The 19,200-nt window shown below is 42.4% G+C and carries 14 protein-coding genes; 7 read left to right on the top strand and 7 right to left on the bottom strand.

Going from position 1 to position 19,200, the window contains the following annotated elements:
* Positions 1–151: 151 nt before the first annotated feature.
* A complete protein-coding gene (locus VK664_RS16345; RefSeq protein WP_461399758.1) occupies positions 152–1,411 on the bottom strand; it encodes a DUF4407 domain-containing protein in 1,260 nt (419 codons plus the stop codon).
* 350 nt (positions 1,412–1,761) lie between these two features.
* On the opposite strand from VK664_RS16345, the gene topA reads away from it, so the two are divergent.
* From topA to VK664_RS16360, 3 genes are all read left to right on the top strand, one after another.
* Positions 1,762–4,107 carry a type I DNA topoisomerase gene (topA, locus tag VK664_RS16350; RefSeq protein ID WP_461399759.1) on the top strand — a complete coding sequence of 782 codons (2,346 nt, stop codon included), beginning with the start codon at positions 1,762–1,764 and terminating at the stop codon, positions 4,105–4,107.
* A 76-nt stretch (positions 4,108–4,183) separates the two neighbouring features.
* The gene (locus VK664_RS16355; protein WP_461399760.1) at positions 4,184–4,726 is read left to right on the top strand and encodes a YcxB family protein; all 543 of its coding nucleotides are present in this window, start codon (positions 4,184–4,186) and stop codon (positions 4,724–4,726) included.
* 172 nt (positions 4,727–4,898) lie between these two features.
* Positions 4,899–5,795, top strand: coding sequence for a transglutaminase family protein (locus VK664_RS16360; RefSeq protein ID WP_461399761.1), 897 nt, complete (start codon positions 4,899–4,901; stop codon positions 5,793–5,795).
* 145 nt (positions 5,796–5,940) lie between these two features.
* On the opposite strand, the gene VK664_RS16365 is transcribed toward VK664_RS16360, so the two are convergent.
* From VK664_RS16365 to VK664_RS16375, 3 genes are all read right to left on the bottom strand, one after another.
* On the bottom strand, positions 5,941–7,380 hold the full coding sequence (locus VK664_RS16365) for a Gfo/Idh/MocA family protein (protein WP_461399762.1): 1,440 nt from the start codon (positions 7,378–7,380) through the stop codon (positions 5,941–5,943).
* Positions 7,381–7,532: 152 nt separating this feature from the next.
* Positions 7,533–8,957, bottom strand: coding sequence for a Gfo/Idh/MocA family oxidoreductase (locus VK664_RS16370; protein ID WP_461399763.1), 1,425 nt, complete (start codon positions 8,955–8,957; stop codon positions 7,533–7,535).
* A gap of 84 nt (positions 8,958–9,041) precedes the next feature.
* On the bottom strand, positions 9,042–9,452 hold the full coding sequence (locus tag VK664_RS16375; protein WP_461399764.1) for an OsmC family protein: 411 nt from the start codon (positions 9,450–9,452) through the stop codon (positions 9,042–9,044).
* A gap of 220 nt (positions 9,453–9,672) precedes the next feature.
* On the opposite strand from VK664_RS16375, the gene VK664_RS16380 reads away from it, so the two are divergent.
* The 4 genes from VK664_RS16380 to VK664_RS16395 all read left to right on the top strand — a co-directional run bounded on the left by VK664_RS16380 (position 9,673) and on the right by VK664_RS16395 (position 13,629).
* Positions 9,673–10,191 (top strand): methylated-DNA--[protein]-cysteine S-methyltransferase, encoded by a 519-nt coding sequence (locus VK664_RS16380; protein ID WP_461399765.1) that lies wholly within the window; start codon positions 9,673–9,675, stop codon positions 10,189–10,191.
* A 79-nt stretch (positions 10,192–10,270) separates the two neighbouring features.
* Entirely contained in the window at positions 10,271–11,266 is a 996-nt protein-coding gene (locus VK664_RS16385) for a YhdH/YhfP family quinone oxidoreductase (RefSeq protein ID WP_461399766.1), read from the top strand.
* 151 nt (positions 11,267–11,417) lie between these two features.
* A complete protein-coding gene (locus VK664_RS16390; RefSeq protein WP_461399767.1) occupies positions 11,418–12,449 on the top strand; it encodes a 2Fe-2S iron-sulfur cluster-binding protein in 1,032 nt (343 codons plus the stop codon).
* Between the two features lie 493 nt (positions 12,450–12,942).
* The gene (locus tag VK664_RS16395) at positions 12,943–13,629 is read left to right on the top strand and encodes a porin family protein (RefSeq protein WP_461399768.1); all 687 of its coding nucleotides are present in this window, start codon (positions 12,943–12,945) and stop codon (positions 13,627–13,629) included.
* A 359-nt stretch (positions 13,630–13,988) separates the two neighbouring features.
* On the opposite strand, the gene VK664_RS16400 is transcribed toward VK664_RS16395, so the two are convergent.
* From VK664_RS16400 to VK664_RS16410, 3 genes are all read right to left on the bottom strand, one after another.
* Positions 13,989–15,320: an MATE family efflux transporter gene (locus VK664_RS16400; protein ID WP_461399769.1), complete on the bottom strand. Its 1,332-nt coding sequence runs from the start codon at positions 15,318–15,320 to the stop codon at positions 13,989–13,991.
* Between the two features lie 114 nt (positions 15,321–15,434).
* Positions 15,435–16,451 (bottom strand): dipeptide epimerase, encoded by a 1,017-nt coding sequence (locus VK664_RS16405; protein WP_461399770.1) that lies wholly within the window; start codon positions 16,449–16,451, stop codon positions 15,435–15,437.
* 15 nt (positions 16,452–16,466) lie between these two features.
* Entirely contained in the window at positions 16,467–19,157 is a 2,691-nt protein-coding gene (locus VK664_RS16410) for a 4-alpha-glucanotransferase (protein WP_461399771.1), read from the bottom strand.
* Positions 19,158–19,200 lie beyond the last annotated feature (43 nt).

Below are 19,200 nucleotides of genomic sequence, written 5' to 3' on the forward strand. Positions count from 1 at the left end.
TAATGAAAAGGGCCATACAGTACCAGACTCACCAGTGAACTCAAAAGGTCCATTGGGGTAAATGGTATCACTGCATGTGGCTTTTTCACAAAGTTATTAATAAGGTGATATCGATGAAACCGATCGAAGACTCACCACTAAAACTCTTAACTTAAATAAGATTGTCATCGTCGAGTTGGTATCTTTCCCTCAACTTGCGCATTACCTCATCCATTGATGACCTATGGTCTTTGGGGTTCCAGTCTCCCCGCTCCCATTTTTCCAGTTCATCGTCTATATTTTTTTTCTGTAAGGCCGTCATCTTATCGGTGAGTTCGTCAGACATTTCCTTTTGCCGGCGATAGAAGTTTTTCTTTTTTTCATTGGTGAGTTCTTTGTCCCTTCTCATTTCAGTTTCAGAAGCTGACATTTGCATCAACTCTTCTTTGGCGAGGGCAATATCATAAGGTCCGAGTGGCATGATCAGTTTTGCCAGTATGGGTCCAATCTCGATAAGAATAATAAGCAAAGAAATCATCAGGGTTGCCCAGAACACACTGCTTTCTTCATCCACAAGATCAGATAAAGCTTTATTTCTTTCCAGGAACCCGACATTGGCCTGGGCCGATTTTTCGTACTCCTTTCTTTTTTCTTCAAGAGATGCACGGGAAGAATTGAGAAGACTATCCTGGGATCTTATACCTGCAGCAAGACTGATAAGTTCCGGCTCGAACTGCAGCCTTGCATTATTATACACATTCATTTTAAGCCTGGTCAGATTTTCTATCCCGCGGTTCATTGATCCACCTGTTCCATCTGCTTCCTGTACATAAGATTGTCTTAACTGGTGAAGCGTGTCTTCCAGCGCGGTTTTGCGGGTTACCAGCCTGTCTCTTTCCAGCTGTGCAGCCGCCATCGATTTCACATTTTCAAGTTGCAGCAGGGAGTCGTTCAGCTGCATTTTGGTATGAATGTTTTCGATAACCTTCACATCAATCTCTTTTTCAAAGATTTTGAGCTCCAGCGGCCGGGCAATAGTGAGGCCAATCAACAGTGCCAGCAAAAGCCTTGGAGCTGTCATCCAAAATTGTTTACGACGGGAAACACCGTATTTCCGCATTGTCGAGACCAGGAAACGGTCAAGGTTGAAAATAATAAGCCCCCATACGAGTCCGAAAAATATTGTCCACCAGATGTTGCCGAAAATGCTGTAAACCGCATAACCGGATGACAAAGACGCAAGTACGAAAGTGGCCAGCACTACTCCACCCAGCCCGCTATACTTACTATGTTCTGAAGGAAATTGCTTTAGAAGCTTTTGATGGGCCCCGGCGCACCACCATAAGAAAGAGGTATCCGATTGTTTTTTGCTCACTCCGAAAGAGTCATAAGAATACAAACCATCGTCCTGACCTGGTTGATTAGCAGACATAGTTAAATATTTACGTTAAGTAAATTAGGTTGTCTTGATCGGTTAGTTGAAGTGGAGAGATATTAAAACGGGGATCAACTCCCGGCATTGTATCTGAAACCAGAAATAATTGTTAACTCATTATCCCCGGATCCGCCTCGTCAATAAAAGGCGAAAATTACCTGTTTTCCACACAATTAAAAGGTTTTCAGTCAATCTGCTTTGATGCAAACATCATGATTATCAAAGCAAATAAATGGGTCGCCAGGGGTTAAAACACGGCGGTTCAGGAGTTGCTGTATTTTTTAGTTTGGTGGTTATAGATTAAACTTGCACGCCAAGAGGCGTGATTTAAACCTGATATTTGTAGTATGGCGAAGAATTTATTGATAGTCGAATCTCCTGCGAAAGCCAAAACCATCGAAAAAATCCTGGGTGAGGATTTCGAGGTAAAAAGCTGTTACGGCCACATTCGCGACCTTGAAAAAGGTGATATGGGCATCGACGTTAACAATCAGTACCAACCGCGATATATCGTTCCTGAAGAAAAAGAAAAAGTGGTTAAGGAACTGAAAGGATTTGCAAAGAAATCCGGCGAAGTATGGCTGGCAACGGATGAGGACCGCGAAGGAGAAGCAATTAGCTGGCATCTTTGCGAGGTACTTGGCCTGGATCCTGTCACAACAAAAAGGATCGTTTTCCATGAAATCACCAAGCCTGCTATTCAAGCTGCGGTTCAAAAACCAAGAACAGTGGATATGAACCTGGTGAATGCCCAACAGGCACGCAGGATACTTGACCGCATTGTGGGATTTGAGCTCAGTCCAGTGCTTTGGCGCAAGATGAGCATGAAAAATAATCTCAGCGCAGGCAGGGTTCAAAGTGTTGCAGTTCGCATCATAGCTGAACGGGAAAGAGAGATCAATGCTTTCACTCCCGTTAGTAATTTCAGGATCGAAGCTATATTTTCTGCCAATGATATTAATAATAAACAGGTCAGTTTTAAGGCAGAAGGGAAAAAACATGCGGATGTTGAAGGTGCTGAAAAATTTCTGCAATCCTGTATAGGGGCCAGCTATACGGTTACTGACATACAGGTTAAGCCCGGTAAAAAAACACCACCTGCTCCATTCACGACTTCGACCTTGCAACAGGAAGCCAGCCGGAAGCTAGGGTATTCTGTCAGTCGTACAATGATCCTTGCCCAGAAGCTGTATGAAAGTGGTAAGATCACTTACATGCGTACTGATAGTGTGAGCCTGAGTGAGACAGCCACCGAAGCGATCAAAACCCAGGTAAGCTCGCAATACGGTGATAAATATGTACAGCTAAGAAAATTCAAGAACAAAAATGAATCAGCACAGGAGGCGCATGAAGCCATTCGCCCCACCTATATGGAGAACAATTCTTCAGAAGATGCTGACTCCCGTAAATTATATGAGCTGATCTGGAAAAGAACAATGGCTTCCCAGATGGCTGATGCAGAGCTTGAGAAAACCACCGCCCGGATTAATATTTCAACAAATAAAGAAGAACTGACTGCTTCCGGAGAAGTATTGAAATTCGACGGGTTCCTGAAAGTCTATATGGAAGATAAGGACGAAGAGGAAATGACAGAAGAAGATGACCAGGAAGGAATTTTGCCACCTTTGAAAGTAAAACAGGATCTTCCTTTACGTGAATTGAAGGCAACTGAACGTTTCAGCCGTCCGCTCCCCCGTTACACAGAGGCATCACTTGTAAAGAAACTGGAAGAACTTGGCATAGGTCGTCCGTCTACTTATGCTCCGACCATCTCAACCATTCTGAAAAGAGGTTATGTTGAGAAAAGGGATAAGGAAGGTGTAAAAAGGGATTTCAGGGTACTGAAACTTGCAGACGATAAAATTTCCAGGGTCACCGAACAGGAAAATACCGGGGCGGAAAAATCGAAACTTTTTCCAACCGATCTTGGATTGGTAGTGACGGATTTTTTGAAACAATATTTCGACGATATCATGGATTACAGTTTCACGGCGCGCATCGAACAGGAGTTTGATGAAGTTGCGAACGGGAAACTGAAGTGGAATAAAATGATCGATGATTTTTATCTTCCTTTTAAAAAGGATGTTGAAAATACGATCGAGAATGCTGAGCGGATCAAAGGTGAAAGGGAACTTGGAATTGAACCGGTATCGGGCAAAAAAGTATTGGCCAGGATGGGAAGATATGGCCCTATGGTTCAGATTGGAGATGTTGCCGACGAAGAAAAGCCAAAGTTTGCAAAACTAAAGAACACCCAAAGCATCGAAACCATTTCTTATGATGAGGCGATGGAATTGTTTAAATTGCCAAGAACCATTGGTCAGTTTGAGGAACAGGATGTAGTAATTAATATTGGAAGATTCGGACCATATATCGCTCACGATAAAAAGTTTTATTCACTCGGGAAAGACTTTGATCCCTATACCATTAGTTTCGAAGAAGCTCAACCGATAATTGTTGAAAAAAGGGACGCCAAGGAGAAAAGTACAATCAAGATTTTTGAAAAAGAAAAGATCCAGTTATTAAGGGGCCCTTATGGTCCGTATATAAAACAGGGTCTGAGAAATTTTAAGATACCCAAGGATAAACAGGAAACGGCAGCGGACCTCACTATCGAGGATGTTCAAAAACTGATAGAAGAGGGAAAGGCGAACCCACCCAAGAAATCCTACAGGAAAAAGAAAACGAGCTAGTTATCATCGCGATATATAGAAACCACTTTCATTTTCGTTATAGAAACTGCGGCTGCGCAATCTATAACCTGTGAACATGCTTGTATTAAAATATCATCTTACGGAAGAGGAATACCTGGACTACAATTATTTCACAGCCTGGACCTCACCGGATAAAAAAAGTTACCGCCTGAAATATTATTTGCAGGTAATGATTCTTTATTTTGCTGTTGCAGGACTCTATATAACAGTTAACAGTTCGCATACCCTGCTGCTTGATTCCAGTGTATTTGTAACTATTGGCACCATCTATTTTCTGATGGTACCGTTCCTGGTAAAAAGATCTATCCGGATGAGAGTAAAGAGAACTCTGGCTCAACCGGAAAATCAGCATGTTCTTAACGAGTCGGAGGTAACGCTTAGTGAGAACGGAATACTTGACCGTGACACTGTTAGTGAAAGCAGGTATGGCTGGGAGGCCATAGTGCGAAAAGCGGAAACAAAACTTTGCTACTATCTTTATACCAATTCGTACCACGCCATCGTGATACCAAAACGGGTGATAAAGCTAAAGGAGCAACAGTTGCTGGTAAACTTTTTCAACACCCATCTTTCGCTTAGCTCAGATTTTGCGCCATAATTTGAAAAAAGAAAGCTGGTTTCATCAATTGGTGGTATCATTTTCGTATTATAATATTTTAATGAACATTCTTAAGGTATTTGTGGAAAACATTTTTACATAATGTTTCTCCATTCGACGAAATTGACGGCACAAGTAAGCTCAATAAAAAAATTCCAATCATATTCATCCAATGGAAGAGAACAAAGAAATTTCTGCATTGTTTCACCTGATAGACGATCCCGACGAGGAGGTCTTCAAAGTGGTTTCAACCCGCATCATTGATTATGGAAAAGGAATCATTCCTAACCTGGAGAATCTGTGGGAGAATACCATCAGTGGGGAAGTGCAGGAAAGAATTGAGCTCTTGATTCATCGCCTGCATTACCAGGACCTGACGGAAGAACTGACCCAATGGAACAAAAACAGCCACCAGGACCTTCTCACGGGAGCTATCCTCGTGGCGAGGTTTCAATACCCCGAACTAACCACTGCCTCAATTTATCAGGAAGTTGAAAAGCTCCGGCGGAATACCTGGCTTGAACTGAACAGTTATCTCACACCACTTGAGCAGGTTCATGTACTAACCAGCATACTCTACAATTATTATAATCTTAAGGGTTCTGAGGTTGGTTATCAGCAGACAGAAGATTTCCTGATTAATAAACAACTGGAAGCAAAAAGAGGGAACACCATTGCAAATGGAATCCTTTATTTAATACTCAGCGAATTGCTGGACGTACCCATCCGCGCCGTCAACATTCCAAGACATTTTGTACTGGGATATTTTAAACCTGATTATGATTTCACAAGGCATACTGAAAATCCGCTCTACAAAACAGAATTTTTTATTGATCCGACCAGCGGCCAGGTCTTCACCCATGCTGATGTTGACAGTTATTTCAAAAAGATAAATGTGCCACAGGTGGCCAGCTATTTTAAACCGTTGTCAAACAAAAGAATAATTCAGACCTTACTTGAGGAATTCAGTAAATGTTTTGACGATGAAAAAAATGCCTATAAAAAACAGGAACTGATAGCGCTTGCAAGCCTGATAGTCGAGACTGAAGAGGACAACGCGTTCGATTGATGTTTACATAATTGAGCCGTTCCTTAAAGTCCTGATCCCGCTGATTTTCAGCATAAAAGATTAAGAAGTTAAAAAATTGGGTTAGAATATGTCAAAAAAAAATGAAGCCGGTTGGCTTCATTTTTTTTTGACATACAAACAATCATCAGAGCGTCATCTTCCAGCCTTCACGATAGTCTCTCTTCACAAAAGCATTAGCTTCATCAAAGTTCGTGATCTTCATATTTTTTGCATCCCAGAGCAATTTCTTTCTGCCAAGATATTTATCATCCCAACCTTTACCGTTTGGATTTTTCAGGAAGAAGCTACGGATAGCCAGGTTTCCTATAAGTATTGATTCTGTAAATGGTCCGGCGTATTCAAAAGGTGAACTTGTTTCACCTTTACCATAACCAGCGATACAAGCGTTTACCCATTGGAGGTAGTGACCTTCAGGTACACGTTTGATGGTTTGTTTTGGCATTGTGATCTCTTTCATTTTTGCCGTTGGCAGTAAGCGTGGGTTTGCGCCATAACAATCTGCCATCAGTTTTCCTTTGGTGCCGTGGAAAATAACTCCACCATCCCAGTTACCCATTTTTTCATCAGGCAACATTTCATCCGGGCGTTGTGGAAGCAATCCGCCATCCATCCAGGTAACCTTTACATCCCCTTTGCCATCTTTTCTCGGGTAAGTCAGGTGAATCATTGAAGAAGCGGGACAGCTATCCTGGTTTACAGAATCGTTCCACATTTCTCTCCAAATTGTTGCAACACTTGCTTCTACTGAAGTGGGGTAATCAATCGGCAAACAACGGAAAACCGGGTCCATGATGTGACAGGCCATATCGCCTAATGCACCGGTACCATAAGCCCACCATCCGCGCCAGTTAAATGGCAGATAATTTGGATTGAAAGGAATTGATTTAGCAGGTCCCTGCCAGAGGTCCCAGTTTAATTCACCTGGTACCGCAAATTCACCCGACGGTGTAGGATTGCCCTGTGGCCATACCGGGCGGTTGGTCCAGGTTTCAACCTTGAACACATCACCAATAAGTCCTGCATCAATCATTTCTTTTGTAAGACGTACACCATCGCCGCTACCTCCCTGGTTGCCCATCTGGGTAACTACTTTATATTTTTTCGCTGCTTCAGTAACCATTCTCGCTTCATAAATATCATGCGTTAAAGGTTTCTGGGTATAAACGTGTTTTCCAAGTGACATGGCAGCTGTGGTTGCAACAGCATGTACGTTATCCGGAGTTGAAATGGAACAGGCATCAAATGTTTTGTTTTCTTTTGCCAGCATCTCGCGGTAGTCCTTATAGTATTTTGCATTTGGCCATTTTTTCCTGGCCTTGTCAGCCTGGCGGTCATCTACATCCGCAAGTGCAACGATATTTACATTTGGACTTTTTGCAAACTCTGAAAGATCACTCCATCCCTTTCCCCCAACACCAATACCGGCAATATTCAATTTATCACTGGGTGCCACATGGCCGCGGCCCAGTACATGCCTCGGCACAATAAAAAAACCGGCTGCTGCAAGTGAAGAACTTTGTATGAACTTTCTGCGGCTGCTAGCGGCCATCTGCTTCTTTTTCATAATGAAAAACTTATTTTGTTTAATGAGAGTTTTGTGATCAATTAAAAGTTGAAAAATCGTTTTAGCACGTGCCAATTTACGTCAAGAAACGATATTTCCAAATTAAAGTACAGGCGTAAAAATTAATACTTTGGTTGCGTGTGCACTGAAATTTAAAATCCGGATTTCCATTCGCCCCGGTAATTTCTTTGCACAAACTGATTTGCCGGTTCAAAGTTTGTGATACGCATTTTTTCTCCATCCCATAATAACTTCTTACGTCCTGGATAAAACTTATTTCCGTTGGTACCGTTCTCGCTATAGTTGTAACTTCTGACGGCAAGATTGCCCATCAATACAGTTTCAGTAAGCGGACCACTTTTGTCGAATGACGAGCTGGTATATGCACCATAGCCCTTTTTGCAGGCCTTCACCCATTGTTGCTGATGACCGTCAACCCCATTTTCTACAAACGGGAAAGCTGATTTTGGCAATGAGATCTCCGCCATTTTTGACAATGGAAGCAAAGTTGGTTTACGTCCGAAAAGGCCTGCCATGAGTTTTCCTTTGGAGCCCTCGAAAATAATTCCACCATCCTCCTCGCCCATCTTGTCTTCAGGCCCAAGTTCGACAGGTCTTGGAGGCTTCATTCCGCCATCATACCAGATCATCTGAACAGCTGGCATTGAACCACGGGCTGGAAAATCAATATAGGTAACAGACGAAGGCGGATAGCTGTCATGGGAGATAAACTGCTGGAAAAATCCGGTATATACGCTGCCTACATTACATTCAACAGAAACCGGGTATCCCAGCTTCAATGCCCGGTATGGAACATCTATGAAATGACAACCCATATCTCCGAGCGACCCGGTTCCAAAATCAGTCCAGCCTCTCCAGATAGCGGGAAGAAATGCGGGATTGTATTCTCTTTCAGGGGCCGTTCCAAGCCAGAGATTCCAATCAAGCTCCGGTGGCGGTGCAAGCTTGCCCGGCGGCACGCTTACTCCCTGAGGCCAGGTCGGGCGGTTGGTCCAGACATGCACTTTTTTTACATCCCCGATTACTCCGGCCTGGATCCAGGTTTCAACATTCCTGGTATCGTCTCCACTACTGCCCTGGTTGCCCATTTGGGTCACGAGTTTATACTGAGCTGCAGCCTTTGTGAGCTGGCGTGCCTCATATATATCATGTGTAAGTGGTTTTTCCAGGTAAACATGTTTTTTAAGTTGCATTGCTGCCATGGCCTGAACGAAATGCATATGATCTGGCGTAGTTATAATGACAGCATCAATATTTTTTTGCTCCTTTTCAAGCATCTGCCTGAAATCCTTGTAATAAGTGGCCTTGGGCCATCGCTTCCTCGCATTAACTGATTGCCGGTCGTCAACATCGCAAAGCGTGACAATATTATCACTGCCATTATTATATGCAAATGGCAGGTTTACCTCAGCTTTTCCTCCGGCACCTATACCTGCAATATTCAGTTTATCGCTTGGAGCGATATGTCCCCTGCCGAGTACATGGCGGGGAACAATATAAAAACCGGCAGCAGCAATCGTGGCATTCCGGATGAATTTTCTTCTTGGAGAATACATCGGATGAATTTAATAAAATGAAAAAACCTGGGTTCTTTAGTGCAACTCAGCTTTAATACAACTCAGCTTTAATACAACTCAGCTTTAAAGCAACTCAGCTTTCATAGAAATGGCAGCATTCAATACTTTACTCACAGGACAATTAGCTTTAGCATTATCGGCAGCAGTCTGAAATTGCTCTGGTGAAATTCCTGGAACCTTTGCTTTCACTACCAGGTCTGAGGCAGTGATAACCCCGTTGTCCAGTGTGATAGTTGAGGTTGTTTCAATAGATTCGGGTGTAAAACCAGCCTCGCCCAGTACGAAACTTAACTTCATTGTAAAACATCCGGCATGCGCAGCACCAATTAACTCCTCAGGATTTGTTCCCACACCTTCTTCAAACCTTGACTTAAATGAATACTGGGTTTGATTTAAAGTGGTGCTTTGTGTTGTAAGATATCCTTTTCCTTCTTTTCCGGAACCATTCCATACGGCTGTTGCTGTTCTTTTCATAAAACTTATATTTTTTATAATTGATTTGAGTAATTTGAAATACAATAATAAGGCGCGGAGGATGATGAAGTTACACAAAATCTTTTAGTAAAAAAATCTGCCAGGATCGTACATAATCATTCAGGATCATGGCAGTATCATAGCAGTATTGCAGATTTATACCTTCGTCAGGAATGAGTTAGCTTTACAAGGCTTTACAAGGCTTTCAAAACATCCCTGCATGAGTACTGAACCCGGCTTGCAAATTGCATCATTATACCTTGACTCGCCCCTGGGCACAATCCGTATCAGAGGCACAACACAGGCGATAAATGAAGTCCATTTCCTGGAAGATGCTGAAATTGAACTGGCTGATAATACTGCAGGGCCGGCATTTGATTTGATTGTTGAATGCAGGAGGCAACTGCTGGAATACTTCAAAGGCAATCTAAAGCATTTTGATATCAGGGTTGACCAGCAGGGAACCGGTTTTCAACAAAAAGTCTGGCAACAATTATCGGTTATCCGTTACGGTGATACCATCAGTTACCTTTCACTTGCCAGGCAATTAGGTGATCAAAAAGTAATACGGGCTGCAGCTGCAGCAAACGGAAGAAACAATATTGCTATAATCATCCCCTGCCATAGGGTAATTGGAAGCTCAGGCGACCTGGTAGGATATGCAGGCGGCCTATGGCGCAAAAGATGGTTAATTGAACATGAGAAAAAATTCGCGCACGGAGTTCGTACCTTATTCTGAAAATTCGTACATTATTGTGAAACAAAATAAACGTAACTAAGAATTAATAATCGCTACCTCACCTAATCATCACCTAAACATGTCATTCAAAGCGCTTCGGATCACTGAAAATAAAGATGGCAAAATTGAAAGGTCAATTATTCAACGGGAACTTGATGATCTCCCGATCGGCGAGGTACTGGTTAAAGTACAATACTCTTCACTTAACTATAAAGATGCGATGTCAGCCAATGGGCACAAAGGCATCACGAAACAATTTCCTCATACCCCGGGTATAGATGCGGGTGGTATTGTAGAGATGAGTAAAAATGCTGCTTTCGCTGCTGATGATGAAGTAATCGTTACAGGATATGATCTTGGCATGAATACCGATGGCGGTTTTGCTGAATACATCAGGGTTCCAGCTGATTGGGTTGTACCAAGACCCCGTACACTTACGCTTAAAGACTGTATGAGCCTGGGCACGGCAGGTTATACTGCCGCTGTTGCACTTTATAAGATGCAGGCCCTTCACCAGGATCCGTCTATGGGACCCATCATTGTTACCGGCTCAACCGGCGGTGTGGGAAGTTTAGCCATTGCCCTCCTTTCCAAAGCAGGTTATGAAGTAATTGCCGTGACCGGAAAATCCAATGCCGAGGATTATTTAAAACACCTGGGTGCATCCCGTGTTGAAAGCCGCGCATTTTTAGAAGATCATTCCGGTAAATCCTTGCTAAAAACAAAATGGGCCGGAGCAATTGATACTGTTGGTGGAATAACGCTCAGTATGTTGCTGAAAGCCTGCGGGCCGGAAGGAACTATAGTTAGTACAGGTATGGTGCAATCGCATGCATTAACAACAACTATCTATCCATTTATATTGAACGGGGTAAATCTCGCTGGTGTTGGTTCTGCAGGAATGAATATGACCACCCGGAAAAAAATCTGGAAACTCCTCGAAGAAGACTGGAATATTAAAGATAAATTCCCTGCAATTGTCAAGGAAATCAAACTCGAAGAACTTGCTACAAATCACATTGAAACAATGCTTGAAGGCAAGAATATGGGAAGAACCGTAATAAAAATACTTTAAGAGAGTTATGAATTATGAGTTATGAATTATGAAAGTTAAATACAGAAAGTAATATATAGCTCAAATTCATAACTCATACTTCACTCATAACTCACTCATAACTCACTCATAATTCATAATTCATAACTCGTATACATAACTCTCTTCCCATATGGTTGCGCTGATCATTAAACGGGTTATAGAAGAAACTCCAGAAACAAAAACATATATTTTTGAGCCGACCGGAGACTTAAAGTTTGATTATAAGGCAGGACAGTTCATAACGATCATGATTAACCGTGATGGAAGGGAGCTGCGTCGCTCTTATTCATTGAGCACTGCCCCTGCCTATGATAACTACACTGCATTCACAATTAAGCAGGTTACTAACGGAGAAGTATCAAGATACCTTTTCCGGACACTTGTTCCCGGTTCTACTTTGATTGCGCTTGAGCCTAAGGGTCGTTTCACTTATGAAGCTGATCCTGCTGATGCCCATGATATTTTTTTAATTGCTGCGGGCAGCGGGGTAACTCCTGTATATTCATTGTTAAAACAAATCCTGAAGACTAAATCTGCAAATTCGGTCAGGCTAATTTTACAGAATAGAAATGAACAGGCTGTCATCTTTAATGATTCCCTTCATCTGCTGGAGAATGAATATAGCAGCAATTTCAAATTCATAAATTACCTGAGCAGGCCTCTGGATGTGCATAAACCATCAAGAAGATTAAATAATGAAATTCTTGAAGAGTTTATCCTGGACGAGATTAATTTCAGCAGGAACAATACTTTGTTCTATATCTGCGGACCGCTTTCTTTTATGAGAATGGCAGAGTTCACTGTCAGGCAAATGGGGTTTTTACCTGAACAGGTGAAGAAGGAAATTTTTGATGTACCCAGGTTACCACCTCCTTCTTTTGTTATTGATCCTGCTCCCCGGTCAATACTGCTATCCATGCAAAAACCCGCCAGGATGATACCGGTAAGGTTTCCTCAAACAATTCTAGAAGCTGCTTTATCTCACCAGGTAAATATATCATATAGTTGTAAGGCTGGCATCTGTGGAAGCTGCGTTGTCAAATGCGTTGAAGGAGAAGTTAAGATGAAACACAATGATGTACTTACAGACCAGGAAGTAGCCAGCGGGCTGATACTGACCTGTGTTGGATATGCTCTTTCAGATATTACCCTGGAGTTATGACTTACTAAATAAAGTTCCTGGCTACCAACCAGGGTTGCACCCTCGCTTAACAGATTGACTCAAGTTGCCTGAAATTTCCTGGGAATATATTGCCATTGAGTTAATGCTAATACTCCTCATGCATTCGAGTGCAAATCAGATTTGTGAATGATAAATTTAGTTGTGCTAGTCGCATAAAACCCCCAAGTGAGCGAAGGTTAGAACGTGAAGGATGGGCCTGAGGTTGGTTTGATTTGCCTTCGATTCCTGGACGGAGTTACTAAAGCCAATCAGGGCCCAATACCAGCTACCGCTGAAAGCATAACTAACAAAGCCGATCAAGACACAAGAAGCTGACCGGAGACAACAGCCGCCACCAGCCTGAGCAAACAGACTAAGCAGGAATCACAGTGGCAAATCAACCCAACCTCAGGCCCATCCGGTGGAGTGAAGAACCGGGTGAACGCCCACATGGCATGATTTTTTAAAAGCCACTTGTTAAATACTGAAGAAGATGAAAAAATTAGGCTTGTTCCTGCTGCCGATGGCGATGACCTTCGCAGCAACTGCTCAGAAAACGGTTACATTCGGTCATACTGCTTCTATTGGCAACAGCTGGTTGAGCAACGGCGACAACTTTGCCTCAGGTTATGATAAGAAAGAAATGCATGTGGCCTATAGTTTTGGTATGCGAATGGTTGCGAGTATGCATCCGAATTGGGGCATCAGTTCCGATATTAAATTTTCTTCTGAAGGAGGTACCTATGGCAGAGACCAGGACGATGCTAAACGGGTTTTGCGCGTAAATTACCTTAGACATGCACTTCAGGGTGTTTACTTTTTTGGCGAAAAAGGCAGCCGGGTGAGACCTAAAATCAGTGCCGGACCTTCGATAGCGATTTATGCCGGGGGTAAATCAAAATTAAAGGATGGTGGACTTGAAAGTATGCCTGATGAGAAATCCAAAAACATGGTTAAAACCTGGGATTTTGGTTTGACTGGAGCTGCGGGTGTGAATGTACGCCTTAAAGAAACCGTATGGCTGAGCGCAGAAGGTGCATATTACCATGGTCTCACAAATGTTAATGATTTGACTTCACAAAAAATGCATAACAGGGGGCTGGCCTTCAACGTCGGCCTGCTTATGAGTCCGGACTATGACAAGATGAAGGCACATATGGAAAAACACAAGAACAACTAATTTCAATAACATAACTATACAAGAACAACTAATTTCACTAACAAAACTATATGATGCCGTGCCACTCATGAGTTATATCCACTAATGAGTATATCCACTAATGAGTATATCCACTCATGAGTATATCAATGAGTTGCACGGTAACATTTTTCTCTTATTTGTTACTGATATTTGTTATTGAGTTCACAGTGTCATTATTAAACTTATTTGCTTTTAAATCAGCTTACACGAAATGTGCCAGGTGGTTACCTGGTGCGGGACAATAAATACTACCTGACCTATAGATACTACCTGATTTGTAGATACTTTCTGACCTATAGATACTACCTGATTTCTAGATACTTTCTGACCTATAGACACTACCTGACCCTTGAATTCTTTTTTGTAATTTTCAAAAATCGCCAGAGCAGGAATAATGAACTCAGTGTTAGCCCGGTAATTAGTCCGAGCCAAATACCACTTGGGCCCAGTTTGAAGTTGAAAGCAAGCACATATCCGATCGGCAGACCTACGACCCAGTAAGCAATTCCAATAAGGATGGTAGGCACCCTAACGTCCTTGATTCCACGAAGCAAGCCCGCACCGATCGCCTGTGTGCTGTCGGATATCTGGAATATGGCTGCAAACAACAGAAGCAGGGCTGCCATCTCCAGGACCATCCCGTTGTCATTAAAAAGCTTAGGTAGTTGGTACCTTAGCAAAGTAAAGCCGATCGCACAAAGAATACCATAAATAAGAGCGGTCCAAAGAGTGCTTTTGCCAATTACTCCTATTTTGGGCCAGTTCAGCGATCCGAATGCATTACTAACTCTTATAGATGAAGCCTGCGCAAGGCCCATAGATACCATGAAAGTAAATGATGCACAGCTGAGTGCTATCTGGTGTGCGGCCTGGGCTACGGCACCAATGGTCCCGATGATAATACCGGAAACGGCGAAAGCACCAGCCTCCATCCCAATCTGCAGGCTGCTGGGCACGCCTATATAAAGTAATTCACGTATTGTTTTTCCACGAAACTTCCATTGGGTTTTCCTGTCACTGATATAAGGCTTGAAAGTATGATGCCTCAGCACAACAATCCCAAGTACTAAAAATATAAGTGAACGTGTTATCAATGTGGCCCAGCCTGCCCCGACCAGTTCAAGACGTGGAAAACCCCAGTTACCATAAATCAGTAGCCAGTTCAGGAGGATATTTATTGGCATACCGGTTAAGGATAGAATCATTGCCGTGCGGGTGAATTGTAACCCGTCAGTAAACTGCTTCAGGGTCATGAACAATAACATGGGGATGATAGAAACACCCATCAATTGTAAAAATGGTATCGACAGTTTAACCACTTCGGGATCCTGCCCAAGATGGTACAAGATATTTTTTCCAAATATCAGCGACATGGAAATTACCAGGGCAGTGAGAGCGCATAGCCAAAACCCATTAAAAAAGTAATGTGAAACCTGCTTATCATCCTGCCGGCCATGTGCAAGCGAAACCATTTGTGATACAGAAATCGTCATTCCAATTCCCAATACAAAAGGTATATTCATAGCATTAACAACAAGTGCAGCTGCAGCGAGCTGTTTATAACTGATCGCACCTACCATCGCCGCATCAATAATATGCAGGGCCATTTGTGCCAACTCTCCAATGATAATCGGGAATGCCAGTCTTAATGTCTTTGAAATCTCGTTCAAGAGAGATATGAGTTATGAATTATGAATTATGAAAGTAGTTATGAATTAGTTATGAATTTATGAAATACAACAGTTATCATTTCATAACTGGTTTCATAACTCATAACTCATAATTCATAACTCTCTTAAGTTTATGCCAAGTCCAGGGTAACCTGATACTTCTATTTTTCCGTTAATAATACTGAGGCCGTCGGCAACATCTTGTGACAGTAACAGGGGTCCGTCCATATCGATCAGGTCGGCAAGTGGTGCCAGGTGAGCAATGGCGGCTGAGCCCACAGTACTTTCATTCATGCAACCAATCATAACCTTCATACCAAATTCCCTGGCTTCTTCAATCATACGTATTGCAGGAGTTATACCGCTGCATTTGGTAAGTTTGATATTAATGCCGTGGAAATGATTACGGCATCTTGCGACATCCGATTCAATCACGCATGATTCATCAGCAATCAGCGGCAATGGAGATTGACGGAAGAGCACCTTCATTCCGTCCCAGTTATCTTTGTTCAGGGGTTGTTCTACCAGCTCAACACCGAGTTCTTTTAACTGCGGTATCTTAATCAATGCTTCCTCGAGTGTCCAGCCCGAGTTGGCATCCACGCGGAGTACAGCGCTGGTATGCTTACGCAAAGCTTTTACAATCTCTATGTCTTCAGTAGTACCCAACTTAATTTTGTAAATCGGCCAGGGTTTACTGTTCATTTTTTCTACCATCTTTTCGATGCTATCAATGCCGATGGTATAATCTGTCAGGGGAGATTTCCCGGGATCCAGGTCCCAAAGCTGGTATAGCGGTTTACCGGAAATTTTACCATACATATCCCAGGATGCGATATCCAGCGCACAAACCAGGAAGTTATTCATTGGGAACAAATGATGGAGATAATGCCAGTACCGCTCCGGGTTGGTATACGCAAACTTTTCGATCATCTGTCTTTTGCGTTCAAAGTCCTCAATCATTTTTTCAACCGGAATATTATAGTACGAGATGGCTGGCGCTTCGCCATAACCCAGCTTCCCCATATGTTCCAGTGAAACTATTAAAGTTGGCTGATGAGTTTTTGTGCCACTTGATATTGTAAACGGGTACTCGAATGGAAGATTGAATGAATGATAATTCGATTTCATAAATGTTTGAAGGTATCAGCGACCACTGGCCTGTATATAACCGGCAAGTTCATCATTAAAGTCTTTTTCTTTCAGTAATTGTTCCAGAGAAATATGCATACGATAGTTCCAGTAATGCCTTGGCACTGCCGGAATATTGATTCGCTCTGCATGGGGATCCTCCCGCCTTAGTGTTGCACTCATTCCAAGAATATCCTGCAGTTGAAATATGGACCAAATTGCGGGTGAATAAAGATGCTGTAACAATATGTCTTTATTGATCCAGGGTTCGCAGAAATAAGGTGCATCACCCCATTGGCCAAGCTCGTTATTATAGAAATGTTGTGTTCTCGCACGGTCCTCTTCCCACCAGCCACGGACTGTACTCATATCATGTGTAGATGGCGTAACCACTGAAAGATATGGTGCATCGCCGGGATGAAAAAACTCCTTATTAATATCCTTTGGCATCCTTTGTATTTCAAGACTGAGTATGCCTAACTGTTTCATTACTTCTTCTACTGAATGTGGAACCAGGCCAAGATCTTCACCGCAAATCAGCATATTGGTCGCACGCTTCAATTCCGGCAGTTTTTTCATTGCTTCTTTCATCCAGAAATTATCCTGCCTTTCGAAGAAGTAATTTATATATAGAGCCTTTAACTGTTGCTGCGTGTCCCAGCCGAGATGTCTGAATGAAAGTGTCTTCTCCATGCTGAACCTGAAATGGAACTGTTCGCCATTGGAGCCAGGCTCTTCGAACAAAATTACATTTGAAATAAGATCATACAATCCCTGCCTGATATGAAGGTTTTCATTTGTAATTTCAGGGCCTGCAAAATGTGTTTCAACCTGCCGCTGCGTTTTAAATCCTTCGCGGAGCTCATAAGTGCCGTCCGGATTTGGATGAAGAAACTCTTTAAATTTTTCGCGGTTCGGACCAAACATATCCCAGAGCAGGGCGTCTGTAATATATGGCCTGGTATATCTTTCGAAATTGAACCAGATATTTTTTTCACTGAACTCAATTTTATAAACCGGTAACGCCGGTACAAACTTGCCCATGATCCCTTCTACTGCATTCATCGGGATACTCCATATCCTGAAAAATCCAAGAATATGATCTATCCTGAAAGAATCAAAATATTCACTCATCTGCAAGAACCGCTTTTGCCACCAATCGAAATTACCTGCGGCCATTATTTCCCAGTTATAGGTCGGAAATCCCCAGTTCTGACCCTTCACAGCAAATCCATCCGGCGGTGCACCGGCCTGCATATCCATATGGTATTGTTCAGGGTCCATCCAGGCATCACAGCCATATCTGTAAACACCGATCGCAATATCTCCTTTAAGTATTACTCCCTGGCGATGCAGGTATTCCGCCGCTGCTTTTAACTGCAGATGCAAATGATATTGAATAAAATAATGAACAGCTATTTTATCATAATGTTTTGCTTTGCGCGAGACATATTTTTCAATTGCAACCTTATCATACCTGCTATAGACTTTCCATTTGTTGAAATCTGATGTACCATTGCGATCACGCAGATAACAGAATGCAGCATATGGAATGAGCCAGTGTTTATTGGTCTCAAAAAAAATACTGTATTCCGTATCAGTGGACAGCTCATGTTTCCTTGCTTCATAAAGCACCTTCAACATAGCAGTTTTTATTTTTCCCACCTCATCGTAATCCAGTTCCAGCAATTCATTAAGCTGTTTTTGTTTTTTCTTCAATGCATTGAGAAGAGGAGCATGTTCCTTGCCAGCTACGTCTGCAAGGTTTATATACATAGGGTGTAATGCGAATGCTGAGATTGCGGCGTATGGATAAGTATCGAGCCAGCTGTGCGTAGCCGTGGTATCATTGACCGGAAGGATCTGGATCAGTTTGAGATTCGTTTTTTTAGCCCAGTCTGCCAGTAATTTTAAATCATTGAATTCGCCTACACCAAAAGAATCTTTACTGCGAAGACTGAATACGGGTATAGATACCCCCGCCCCTTTCCAGGTACTGTTCGGCAGATGAATAAAGCCATCATGACAAATGGTAAGTTTTCTTGGATCGCCATCTCCCAACAAAGTTCTGCCGGTTCCCTCTTCAAACCTCACAAAGCTTTTATCTTTTGTGTTATAAACAGCATATTTATAAGTAACATAAAAAGCTTCCCTGGGAAGATTAAGCTTAATGCTCCACCAGGAATCTCCCGGATTTAGTAAAACCGGGGCTGATGTGTTCCAATTTGCCATGGACGCATCACTACCAACGATACAAGGAACTTCGTTTTTACCAAGTAAGGGAGCCTTTACCTTGAATATATGTGTGAAATTTTTAACCGATTTTGATTTGCCGCGGTTCTCGGCTTTTTTCAGCAACACTTTTTGAAAAGGATCCGCATAAAAAACATTTTCAAATTCACCGGCATGGTTCCAGGTATCATGCAGCTCAATTTCTTCAATGCCTGCCTTACCGAGATCAATTCCTTTTTCATCATTGGCTTCCATCACCTGGAATCCATCTTCATTGGTTAATATATATCTGTAATGAATCTTCGGAGTAACTGACGGATCTGCCTCAAGAACCAGGTGCCAGTATTCGTTATTTAAATATTCTAATTGCACCGCATTTTCCGGAACATCAGCACCCAATTCGTTAATATTGCCCGATATAGAAAGTCGTTGTCCCGGATTTGTACGAAAACGTAGAAAAAAATGAATCTTCATGCCCTGGTCTCTTTGATTGCCGCGAAAATATCACAATTCTCTT

Source organism: Flavitalea sp. (genome assembly GCF_035489435.1).
GTDB lineage: Bacteria > Bacteroidota > Bacteroidia > Chitinophagales > Chitinophagaceae > DATHKG01.

What these genes read in the sequence shown, in the direction of transcription:
- VK664_RS16345 (WP_461399758.1), bottom strand. Translation starts at nt 1,411, where the DNA reads ATGTCTGCTAATCAACCAGGTCAGGACGATGGTTTGTATTCTTATGAC.
- topA (WP_461399759.1), top strand. Translation starts at nt 1,762, where the DNA reads ATGGCGAAGAATTTATTGATAGTCGAATCTCCTGCGAAAGCCAAAACC.
- VK664_RS16355 (WP_461399760.1), top strand. Translation starts at nt 4,184, where the DNA reads ATGCTTGTATTAAAATATCATCTTACGGAAGAGGAATACCTGGACTAC.
- VK664_RS16360 (WP_461399761.1), top strand. Translation starts at nt 4,899, where the DNA reads ATGGAAGAGAACAAAGAAATTTCTGCATTGTTTCACCTGATAGACGAT.
- VK664_RS16365 (WP_461399762.1), bottom strand. Translation starts at nt 7,380, where the DNA reads ATGAAAAAGAAGCAGATGGCCGCTAGCAGCCGCAGAAAGTTCATACAA.
- VK664_RS16370 (WP_461399763.1), bottom strand. Translation starts at nt 8,957, where the DNA reads ATGTATTCTCCAAGAAGAAAATTCATCCGGAATGCCACGATTGCTGCT.
- VK664_RS16375 (WP_461399764.1), bottom strand. Translation starts at nt 9,452, where the DNA reads ATGAAAAGAACAGCAACAGCCGTATGGAATGGTTCCGGAAAAGAAGGA.
- VK664_RS16380 (WP_461399765.1), top strand. Translation starts at nt 9,673, where the DNA reads ATGAGTACTGAACCCGGCTTGCAAATTGCATCATTATACCTTGACTCG.
- VK664_RS16385 (WP_461399766.1), top strand. Translation starts at nt 10,271, where the DNA reads ATGTCATTCAAAGCGCTTCGGATCACTGAAAATAAAGATGGCAAAATT.
- VK664_RS16390 (WP_461399767.1), top strand. Translation starts at nt 11,418, where the DNA reads ATGGTTGCGCTGATCATTAAACGGGTTATAGAAGAAACTCCAGAAACA.
- VK664_RS16395 (WP_461399768.1), top strand. Translation starts at nt 12,943, where the DNA reads ATGAAAAAATTAGGCTTGTTCCTGCTGCCGATGGCGATGACCTTCGCA.
- VK664_RS16405 (WP_461399770.1), bottom strand. Translation starts at nt 16,451, where the DNA reads ATGAAATCGAATTATCATTCATTCAATCTTCCATTCGAGTACCCGTTT.
- VK664_RS16410 (WP_461399771.1), bottom strand. Translation starts at nt 19,157, where the DNA reads ATGAAGATTCATTTTTTTCTACGTTTTCGTACAAATCCGGGACAACGA.